The sequence below is a fragment of the Enterobacter cloacae complex sp. P38RS genome, from assembly GCF_014930775.1.
Lineage (GTDB): Bacteria > Pseudomonadota > Gammaproteobacteria > Enterobacterales > Enterobacteriaceae > Enterobacter > Enterobacter bugandensis.
Window position 1 is genome coordinate 186971 of sequence record NZ_JADBRS010000009.1, and the last position, 10469, is coordinate 197439.

Annotated in this window: 8 protein-coding genes; 7 read left to right on the forward strand and 1 reads right to left on the reverse strand. The window is 58.7% G+C overall.

Annotated elements, in window-relative coordinates:
* Positions 1–61: 61 nt before the first annotated feature.
* The 4 genes from IM303_RS14125 (at position 62) to IM303_RS14140 (ending at position 5390) form a co-directional block, all read left to right on the forward strand.
* On the forward strand, positions 62–1156 hold the full coding sequence (locus IM303_RS14125) for an HlyD family secretion protein (protein ID WP_041910714.1): 1095 nt from the start codon (positions 62–64) through the stop codon (positions 1154–1156).
* Positions 1153–2724 carry a DHA2 family efflux MFS transporter permease subunit gene (locus IM303_RS14130; protein ID WP_028012453.1) on the forward strand — a complete coding sequence of 524 codons (1572 nt, stop codon included), beginning with the start codon at positions 1153–1155 and terminating at the stop codon, positions 2722–2724. Before IM303_RS14125 ends, IM303_RS14130 begins: the two co-directional genes overlap by 4 nt.
* The gene (locus IM303_RS14135) at positions 2724–4247 is read left to right on the forward strand and encodes an efflux transporter outer membrane subunit (RefSeq protein ID WP_193360033.1); all 1524 of its coding nucleotides are present in this window, start codon (positions 2724–2726) and stop codon (positions 4245–4247) included. The genes IM303_RS14130 and IM303_RS14135 overlap by 1 nt, the downstream gene beginning before the upstream one ends.
* A gap of 102 nt (positions 4248–4349) precedes the next feature.
* A complete protein-coding gene (locus IM303_RS14140; RefSeq protein ID WP_048999185.1) occupies positions 4350–5390 on the forward strand; it encodes an aldo/keto reductase in 1041 nt (346 codons plus the stop codon).
* 98 nt (positions 5391–5488) lie between these two features.
* On the opposite strand, the gene IM303_RS14145 is transcribed toward IM303_RS14140, so the two are convergent.
* On the reverse strand, positions 5489–6592 hold the full coding sequence (locus tag IM303_RS14145) for a succinylglutamate desuccinylase/aspartoacylase family protein (RefSeq protein ID WP_048999203.1): 1104 nt from the start codon (positions 6590–6592) through the stop codon (positions 5489–5491).
* 298 nt (positions 6593–6890) lie between these two features.
* On the opposite strand from IM303_RS14145, the gene IM303_RS14150 reads away from it, so the two are divergent.
* The 3 genes from IM303_RS14150 to IM303_RS14160 are packed head-to-tail and all read left to right on the forward strand — an operon-like array spanning position 6891 to position 10373.
* Positions 6891–8267, forward strand: a complete 1377-nt coding sequence (locus IM303_RS14150) for a glycoside hydrolase family 1 protein (protein ID WP_048999184.1) — start codon at positions 6891–6893, stop codon at positions 8265–8267.
* Positions 8268–8318: 51 nt separating this feature from the next.
* A complete protein-coding gene (locus IM303_RS14155) occupies positions 8319–9641 on the forward strand; it encodes a PTS sugar transporter subunit IIC (protein ID WP_048999183.1) in 1323 nt (440 codons plus the stop codon).
* A gap of 15 nt (positions 9642–9656) precedes the next feature.
* The gene (locus IM303_RS14160) at positions 9657–10373 is read left to right on the forward strand and encodes a GntR family transcriptional regulator (protein ID WP_025912880.1); all 717 of its coding nucleotides are present in this window, start codon (positions 9657–9659) and stop codon (positions 10371–10373) included.
* The last annotated feature ends 96 nt before the right edge of the window (positions 10374–10469 follow it).

The following is a 10469-nucleotide window of genomic DNA, read 5'->3' on the forward strand; positions in this document are numbered from 1 at the left end:
GTCCTAGCTTTAGTGAACGGCATAGTGTGATGCCGCTCACTGACAGGACCGTTGCTGAATTATGGCAGAAGAACAAAATCCACCTGCTGACGAGCAGGATAAAAACAATAACGAGCGTAAACGCCCGGGCAAAAAACCGTTAATTATCCTTGGCATCGTGGTCATCGTGATGGTGATCGTGGCGCTGGTCTGGTGGTTTTTAACCCGCAACGAAGAGACGACCGACGACGCCTTTACCGACGGCGACGTGGTGACGATTGCCCCTAAAACGGCGGGCTACGTTACCGAGCTTCGCGTACGGGATAACCAGCGCGTGAAGAAAGGGGACGTGCTGGTGGTGATCGATCCGCGTGATACCACCGCCCAGCGCGATCAGGCTCAGGCTCAGCTTGGGCTGGCTATCGCGCAGCTGCATCAGGCCCAGGCGCAGCTGGCGCTCTCAAAAGTGCAGTATCCCGCCCAGCGTGACGAAGCCAAAGCGCAGGTGCTGAAAGCGCAGGCCGATCTGGCGAACGCGCAGGCAGAGTACCGGCGCCAGCGCGGCGTCGACCCGCGCGCGACCACCCAGCAAAGTATTGATTCTGCGAACGCTCAGCTGCGCAGTGCCCAGGCTGGCCTTGCCAGCGCACAGGCGCAGCTGGAAGTGGCGGAGCAGGTACAGCTGCAAATCCGCCAACAGGAGACCAACGTCGAAGCCCGCGAGCGTCAGGTCGAACAGGCCAAAGCGCAGCTGGAAACCGCGAATCTGAACCTCTCTTACACCGAAGTCCGCGCCCCGTTCGACGGCTTTGTCACCAAACGCAACGTGCAGCCCGGCACGCTGGTTCAGGCGGGCACCGCGCTGTTCTCGCTGGTCTCCCCGAACGTGTGGGTGGTGGCGAACTTTAAAGAGTCCCAGCTTGAGCGCATGAAGCCCGGCGATAAGGTCAGCGTCTCCGTGGATGCCTGGCCGGATATGGAGCTTGAAGGCCATATCGACAGCATCCAGCAGGGCAGCGGCTCGCGCTTCTCCGCCTTCCCGTCGGAAAACGCCACCGGTAACTTCGTGAAGATTGTTCAGCGCGTACCGGTAAAAATCGTCATTGATAAAGGTCTGGATCCGAACAAGCCGCTGCCGCTGGGGCTGTCGGTTGAACCGAAGGTCACCGTGGAATGACGGATCATAGCCACGATAACTGGAAGCCCGCCAGTAACCCGTGGGCGGTGGCGATTGTCGTCACCCTGGCGGTGTTCATGGAAATTCTGGACACCACCATCGTCAACGTCGCGCTGCCGCACGTGGCGGGGTCGCTCTCGGCCAGCTACGACGAATCCACCTGGGTACTGACAAGCTACCTGGTGGCGAACGGCATCGTGCTGCCCATCTCGGCGTTCCTGAGCCGGCTGTTTGGCCGCAAGCAGTTCTTCCTCATTTGCATCGTGATGTTCACCATCTGCTCGTTTCTGTGCGGCATCGCCACCGAGCTGTGGCAAATCATCCTGTTCCGCGTGATGCAGGGCTTCTTTGGCGGCGGGCTACAGCCCACCCAGCAGTCGGTGCTGCTCGACTACTTCAAGCCGGAGGACAGGGGCAAAGCGTTTGGGCTTTCCTCCATTGCGATTATCGTCGCGCCGGTGCTCGGCCCGACGCTGGGGGGCTGGATCACCGACAACTACTCCTGGCGCTGGGTGTTCTTTATCAACATCCCGGTGGGGATTGTGACGGTGCTGGCGATCTACCAGCTGCTGGAAGATCCGCCGTGGGAGAGCAAATCAAAAGAGAAGCTGACCATCGACTGGACGGGGATCGGCCTGATCGCCCTCGGTCTCGGTTGTTTGCAGGTGATGCTCGACCGGGGCGAGGATGACGACTGGTTCTACTCGAACTTTATCCGCACCTTCGCGGTGCTGACGCTGGTCGGCATTATCGGCGCAATCTACTGGCTGATGTATGCCAAAAAGCCGGTGGTGGATCTGCACTGCATGAAGGACCGCAACTTCGCGATCTCCAGCCTGCTGATGGCGGGGATGGCGATGATCCTCTACGGCAGCTCGGTGGTGATCCCGCAGCTGGCGCAGCAGGATCTGGGCTATACCGCCACCTGGTCCGGGCTGGTGCTCTCGCCCGGCGCGGTGCTGATCGTGCTGACCATCCCGCTGGTGCTGAAGCTGATGCCGGTGGTGCAGACGCGCTGGATCATCGCCTTTGGCTTTACCTGCCTGGCGGTGTCGTTCTTCTGGTCGCGCACGCTGACGCCGGATATTGACTTCGAAACCCTGGTGCTGTTCCGCAGCGCCCAGTCGATTGGTCTGGGGTTCCTGTTTGTGCCGCTCACCACCATCGCCTTCATCTCGATACCGAGACGGCTCAACGCCGATGCGGCGGCGCTGTTTACCATGTTCCGCAACGTGGCGGGGTCCATCGGGATTTCTCTCTCGACGGCGGCCATCACCGAGCGCGCGCAGGCGCACAGCGCGCACCTTGCCTACCACGCCTCGCCGTTTAACGAGCAGTTCCAGCTGGCGATTCGCGAAAGCGCCCAGGCGATCCAGAACTTCACCACCCAGGTGGGCGATCCGACCGGGATTGCCACCGGGCGGATGTACCAGACGATGATCGAGCAGTCCCGCTTCCTGGCCTACATCGACGTCTTCACCATTCTGAGCGCCGTGGCCTTGCTATTGATTCCGTTTTGTTTGTTGCTCTCGCCGGTTAAGAGCGAGGGGAGTGCAGGAGCACACTGATGATACACAGACGTTTACACCCCCTGATGATAATGATGCTGCTGGTGGGCTGCGCCGTCGGGCCGGACTACCAGCAGCCTGCGCCACCCGCCGTTACGCACTGGAACGATAAGGGCGACAGCGCGGTAAAATCGCAAACCACCTCCGCCGCGACCAATCCGCGCTGGTGGAAAACCTTCGGCTCGCCGCAGCTCGACAGTCTGGTTGAACGCGCCATCGCCGGTAACCTGACGCTGCAGCAAACGGTGCTGCGCATTGCCGGGGCGCGTGAACAGATTAACCAGGCGGGCGGGGCATTTTTCCCGTCGGTGAACGGCAATCTGCAGGCGACGCGCCAGCAGCTCGGGCTGGAAGGGGAGCTAAAATCTCACGGCGTGTACGACCAGCTGGATAATGTCGACCCTGAACTCAGAGGCGCGCTGGGACCGCTGACGCAGCCGATTAACCTTTATCAGGGCAGCTTCGACGCCCAGTGGGAAATCGACCTGTGGGGCAAGGTGCGCCGTCAGGTGGAAGCCGCCGAGGCGCAGCAGAAGGCCGCCATCGAACAGCGTAACGATGCGCTGGTGTCGCTGGAAGCGGAAGTGGCGCGCGCGTGGCTCCAGCTGCGCGGGGCGCAGAGCATTATCGCTACCCTGAACACACAGATTAAAAGCGCGCAGCAGACGCTGGACCTGACCGAAAGCCGCCAGCGCGGCGGGCTGTCACCGCAGATGGACGTGGAAAATGCCCGGGCGCAGCTGGGCAATCTTGAAGCGCAGCTGCCGCAGTATCAGGCGCAGGAACGCCAGGCGATGAACGGGCTGGCGATCCTCCTTGGTAAGCCGCCGGGCGCGCTGGATGCCGAACTGCAATCCGCGCAGCCAATGCCCGCGCTGCCGGATATCGTGCAGACTGGTATACCGTCCACGCTGGCGCGCCGCCGTCCGGACGTGCGCGAAGCGGAGGCCAACCTTCATGCCGCCACGGCGCAGATTGGCGTCTCGGTGGCCGAGCTGTTCCCGAGCTTTACCCTCTCCGGACAGTTTGGCCTGCGCAACAGCGAATCCGGCTGGCTGACCGACTGGAGCAGCCACTTCTACAGCTTCGGCCCGCAGGTTTCCATCCCGATTTTCCAGGGTGGTCGACTGGTCTCCAGCGTCAAGGTGGCGCGCGCGCAGCAGGGGGCGGCAGTGCTGGACTATCGCCAGACGATACTGACGGCGCTCGGCGACGTTGAAAACGCGCTGGTGAGCTATCGCACCGACCAGCAGCGTGAAGCGGGCCTGGCGAAAACCATCGACGCGCTGCAAAACGCCTTTGATCTCGCCAGCGACAGCTACCGGCAGGGGATCGCCAGCTTTATTGACGTGCTGGACGCCCAGCGTCAGCTCGCTCAGGCCGAACAGCAGCGGGCGCAGGCGCAGGTGCAGAGCGCGCTTGACCTGGTGGCGCTCTACAAAACCCTCGGCGGCGGCTGGGAGCCGTATCAGCAGGTGCGGCTGCCAGACTACAGCGTCTTTGGCGACGCCCCACGCGGATAGATTCAGAGGATTGGGCAAGAAACGGACAGGAACGCCACATTCGCGATGGCTGGGGGGCGGGTATAACTAACAGACATCCAATCGACATGCGAGGAAAGCGTTATGCGTTATCAAAAACTGGGCAATACCGGACTGTTTGTTTCTGAACTCTGCCTCGGCACCATGACCTTCGGCGGTGAAGGCGGCATGTGGGGCAAAATTGGTCAGCTTCAGCAAAGCGACGCCGAGCAGCTGGTGGGCCGCGCGCTGGACGCCGGGATCAATTTTATCGACACGGCAGATGTCTACTCGGAAGGGCGTTCAGAGGAGATCACCGGGCAGGCGCTGAAGAACCTGAAAATTCCGCGCGAAAACGTGGTCGTTGCCACCAAGGTGTTCGGTGAAACCGGCACAGCGGGGGTGAACTCGCGCGGTAGCTCGCGCTATCACATCATCAGCGGCGTGAAGGAGAGCCTGCGCCGCCTGCAGCTCGATCATATCGATCTCTATCAGCTGCACGGTTTCGACCCCGCGACCCCCATCGAGGAGACGCTTTACGCGCTGGATAATCTTGTGCAGCACGGTCACGTGCGCTATATCGGCGTCTCGAACTGGGCGGCATGGCAGATTGCCAAAGCGCTCGGCATCTCTGAGCGTCTGGGGCTGGCGCGTTTTGCCTCATTGCAGGCGTACTACACCATCGCCGGGCGTGACCTTGAGCGCGAACTGGTGCCGATGATGCAGAGCGAAGGCGTCGGGTTGATGGTATGGAGCCCGCTGGCGGGTGGTCTGCTGAGCGGAAAATACGATCGCGACGGGCAGAGCGCGGCCGGTAGTCGTCGCCTGGCGTTCGACTTCCCGCCAGTGGATAAAGATCGCGCCTTCGACTGCGTGGACGTGATGCGTACCATCGCCGAAAGTAAAGGCGTTTCCGTGGCGCAAATCGCGCTGGCGTGGCTGCTGCACCAGAAAGCGGTGACCAGCGTCATCATTGGCGCGAAGCGCGTTGAACAGCTGGACGACAACATTGCCGCCACCGGGATCCGCTTAAGCGAAGACGAGCTTAAACAGCTGGATGCCGTGAGCGCGCTGCCGCTTGAATATCCTGGCTGGATGCTGGAGCGGCAGGGGGAGTATCGTCGCAATCAGCTTGCGCAACAATAACGCTCCTCATCCCCGGCGGCGCTTCGCCTGCCGGGGATGATATCGAAGAAATGACGATAAGCTGCTTTTGCCGATTCAACGATGGGCTGTGGCGGTAATCAGCAGCCGTCTTTGCAGGTTGCGGCTGGGTTTTGCTCAAGGACTCTTACCAGCAGGGCTCGGGGCTCTCTGACCACATCTGTTCCAATTGCCAGTACTTTGCCGTCCCTTTCCGCTGAATACTTCGCGACAACATCACCGAAAGCATTTCGCTGCAGGGCGACCTCTTGTCCTGCTTTTACCGTGTCGCCGGGTTTAACGAAAACTTCCGCAAACCCACCCGTAGTTGCTCGTATGGAACTGATAGCATTACCAATATACGTTTTATTGCTGCTGGCGGTTGCGCCGATTTTGCCTTCAATCACCTTGTAATGGATCAGTACATTGAGGGCACCCTCTAAACCCCGGGCAATCATATCCTGCTGGTAAATCCTCGGCTCTCCCGTCTCGGCCGTTATTGCCGGGATACCATTTTGAATAAAGGTGGTTTCCATTGAGCCGGCTTCGCCGGGGTCTTTCTTAATTTGATCTGCCGGAAAAAGTTCCGCAATTGTCCGGGCATCCGCATTGCGGTAGTCGGCATAAATGAACAGCGGGTAAGCCGTTCCGGTAGACTGGGTGTGATAGTCAATCGCCAGGTCGACATTCCCCTTGTAAACCTTGTTCCACATCATCCATGCCTGACGCTCAGCAGGGTTACCCGTTTCTTTTCCTGGATGGACGCGATTGTAGTCGATCGTTTCACCCCCATCGGTTGAAACAGACCATGTCCGGGAGACTCTCTCAAGGCCAGAACGGTTTGGGCCAATGATGCCAATAACGCTGCCGTTCATTTTTTCGGGGTCCAGTTGTTCCATCACTTTTTGTACGATGCGCACGCCGTTTAGCTCATCCCCGTGGACGCCTGCCTGCAGAAGGACTTTCTTCCCGTCCGTTTTCCCTTTTGCCACCATTATGGGTACATACCAGCGCTGTCCCGTTCCTGTCTCAACCCCCTCGAACATGAAGCGATGTTGTCCGGCTGGCAGGTCTGATACATCCAGCGTAGAGATAACCGGCACTCCCTGCACTTTATCACCCGTATACACCGTTGCCGCGTGAGTCATTGAGCCGGGCAACGCTAAGCTGAGAGCGAATGCGATACGGCGAGTAGATATCTTCATGAGCGTCATTTTCCATTTGATAGGGTTGAGATTTTTATGTTCCGGCCTGAGCCGTGGTTGGTGCGCATTAAGTTAATAATGATTTTATGAGGCCAGCCAGCGGCACGAGCAGGAAATGTGATTCTGCATAGGCTAATGCTCAGGCCTAAATAACAGGATTTCGTTATCCATTTTTCCTGCTCAGCGCTTCTTTCCGACATTCCTCACAAAAAACGATCCTCCCCTTTGATCGAAATTTCATCTTCGCCTATATGACTAGTCATGAGATTTTAAATGACTAGTCATATAGGGAGAGAGCATGAACAATTCACTGCCGGCCAACTTTTTATGGGGCAACTCGGTATCCAGCATGCAGACGGAAGGGGCCTGGAACGAGGGTGGGAAGGGGATGTCGGTGTACGACATTCGTGAAGCCGGAGAAAACGTCTCCGACTGGAAGGTGGCGACCGACTCCTACCACCGCTACCGGGAAGATTTCGACCTGATGCAGGATCTGGGCATGAACTGCTACCGCTTCCAGATCTCCTGGAGCCGCGTCTGCCCGCAGGGCGACGGCGCGTTCAACGACGAGGGCATCGCCTTTTACGACCGCTTTATTGACGATCTCATCGCCCGCGGCATCGAGCCGATGGTCTGCCTCTACCACTTCGACATGCCGCTGGCGCTGGCGCAGGAGTACAACGGCTTCAACGATCGCCGCGTGGGGGAGGCTTTTATCCGCTATGGCAAAAAGATGATCGACTGCTTCGGCGACCGGGTAAAGTACTGGCTGACCTTTAACGAGCAGAACATCTTCCATATGCCGGAAGCGTTCCGCATTTCCGGCTATATGAAAGGCGAGAAAACCCTGCGCGAGCTGTATGAGCTTCAGCACCATGCGATGGTGGCGCACATGTCGCTGACCGAGTATCTGCACCAGACAAAACCGGGCCAGCTAATGGGCGGCATGCTGGCGCACCAGCTGATCTATCCGGCCACCTGCAAGCCGCGCGATATCTTCTGCGCCCAGCAGTATGACGAATTCCTCAACCAGAACCTGCTGCGCGTCTTTGCCGGTCAGGGCTACAGCCCGGCGGTGATGGCGGTGGTGGAGCAGGAGGGCTTTGGTGATATCTATCGCGCCGAGGATCTCGCTCTGTTTGCCCGCACGAAAAATGACTTTATGGCCTTCAGCTACTACGCCAGCAAAACGCTGGACAGCGATGCGATCCCGGAAGGCACGCCGGTCAACTATTACCTGCTGCACGGTGAGAAAAATAACCCCTACCTGAAAGCCACCGAGTGGAACTGGCAGATCGACCCGCTGGGTTTTCGCACCATCATCACGCGTTATGCCAACGACTGGCGCATGCCGGTCTTCCCGATTGAAAACGGTATTGGGGTGATTGAGTCCTGGGACGGGGTTAACCCGATTGAGGATACCTACCGCATCGACTACCACCGGGCGCATATCGAGGCCATGAAGGAAGCCATGTTCGAGGATGGCGCAGAGGTCATTGGCTATCTCGGCTGGGGGTTAATTGACATTCTCAGCTCGCAGGGGGACATGCGTAAGCGCTACGGCGTGGTCTATGTCAACCGCGAGAATCACGACCTGAAAGACCTTAAGCGCGTGCCGAAGAAGAGCTACGCGTGGTTAAAACAGGTTATCCATACCAACGGACGCGAGATGTAAGCCGTACGCTGCCGGGCCGTTTTTGTGACTGATTGATGGGAACACTCCGCTATGTCTGAAACAAAAATCACACCGCACATGCAGTCCTTTGTCGATAAATTTGTTGAGTTCTCGGCGCGCCTGGCAAACCAGGTGCACCTGCGATCCCTGCGCGACGCCTTCGCCACGGTGATGCCGATTTTCATCCTCGCCGGTCTGGCGGTGCTGGTGAACAACGTGGTGTTCCCGTGGATTTTTGAGGGCGACACGCTCACACAGTTTAAGGTGTGGGGCGAGGCGATTATTAACGGCACGCTGAACATCGCCGCGCTGCTGCTGGCGCCGATGATTGCCTGGTCGCTGGCGCGCAACAAAGATTTCGACAATCCGGTCTCGGCAGTGGTTATCGCCGTCAGCAGCTTTATCATCATGATGCCGATGCGCTTACAGGTTACGCCCGTTGGCAGCGACGCTGCGGTCAGCGTGACGCAGGTGCTGACGTTCGCCAATATCGGCTCCACCGGGATTTTCGCCGGGGTGCTGATTGGCCTGCTCTCCACCGAGCTGTTCATCGCCATTTCGCGGCTGAAGGCGCTGCACATTTCGCTGGGGGAAAACGTACCCCCGGCGGTGAGCAAATCCTTTACCGCGCTGATCCCAACCATTCTTACCTTGTCGGTGTTCGCCGTGCTGGCGGCGCTGCTGGCAAACGTGCTGCATACGGATCTGATCCATCTCATCACGACCTTTATCCAGCAGCCGCTGCGGCTGATCAACACCAGCCTGCCGGGGACGATTTTCATCTACAGCTTCGGCAACTTCCTGTTCACGCTCGGCATTCATCAGTCGGTGGTCAACAGCGTGGTGCTGGAGCCGTTTCTGCTGATTAACACCAACGAGAACATGCTGGCCTTCGCCAACGGACAGCCGATCCCGCACATCATCAACAACATCTTTGTGCCGACGTTTGGCATGGTGGGCGGTACGGGCAGCACGATCTCGCTGCTGATCGCCATCTTTATCTTCTCGCGGCAACAGTCGGCGAAGCAGGTGGCGCGTCTGTCGCTGGCGCCGGGCCTGTTCAACATCAACGAGCCGGTGATTTTCGGCCTGCCGATCGTCTTTAACCTGCCGCTGATGATCCCGTTTGTGCTGCTGCCCGCCATCGGCATTTATTTTGCGTGGCTCTGCACCACGCTGGGGTTAATGTCCCGCTGCGTGGTGATGATCCCCTGGACCACGCCGCCGATCCTCAGCGCCTGGCTGGCGACGGCGGGGGACTGGCGCGCCGTGGTGGTCCAGTTGGCAATCATCGTATTTGGTGTATTCTTCTACCTGCCTTTCCTCAAAATTGCCGAGCGAGTGGCCTTGAAAAACAGCGGGATAGAAAACTAACAGAAAGGAAGGACGATGGCGGCGAAGTACATCACCATAGCGCGGGAAATTAAGAAACGCATTATCAGCCAGCAGTACGCCGCCAACGAACCCCTGCCGGACCAGTTTGCACTGGCGGCGGAGTTCAGTACCAGCCGGATGACTATTCAGCAGGCGATGCGCCAGCTGATCGTCGAAGGGCTGGTCTACACCCGCCAGGGGCAGGGGACGTTCATCCGCAAAAACTTCCTCCAGCTCTCGCAGTGGGATCTCTCCGGCAGCGACTACTTTGGCGCGACCAAAACCTGGGCGCATCTGGGTACGGTCACGAGCCAGGTGGTGCATTTCGAACTGCGCTTCCCGAACGAAAAAGAGCAGGCGTCGCTGATGATTAACGCCGATGCGCCGATCTACGACTTCATTCGCCTGCGTCTACTGAACGGCGAACCGATGTCGCTGGATTCCACGGTGATGCCGATGAATCTGGTGCCGGGCCTGACGAAAAACCACCTTGAAGGGTCAGTGTTTCAGTACGTTCAGGAAACCCTGGGGCTGAAAATTATGGGGTCATACCGGGTCGTGCGGGCGCTAAAGCCCAGCGCGCTGGACAGAGAGCATCTGGTCTGTGAGGAAACCGATCCGGTGCTGGAGGTGGAGCAGGTCATTTATCTGGAAGATGGCACGCCGCTGGAGTATGCCCACTGCCACTATCGCTACGACCACGGCGGGATTGTGATAGTGAATAACGGATAAAAAAAAGCGGGCCTCGAGGCCTAATGCCGATCAGTTAAGGATCGGTTGACCGATCCAGTGGCTGTGTAAGAATCCGGAAATGCTCACCCGTTTCCG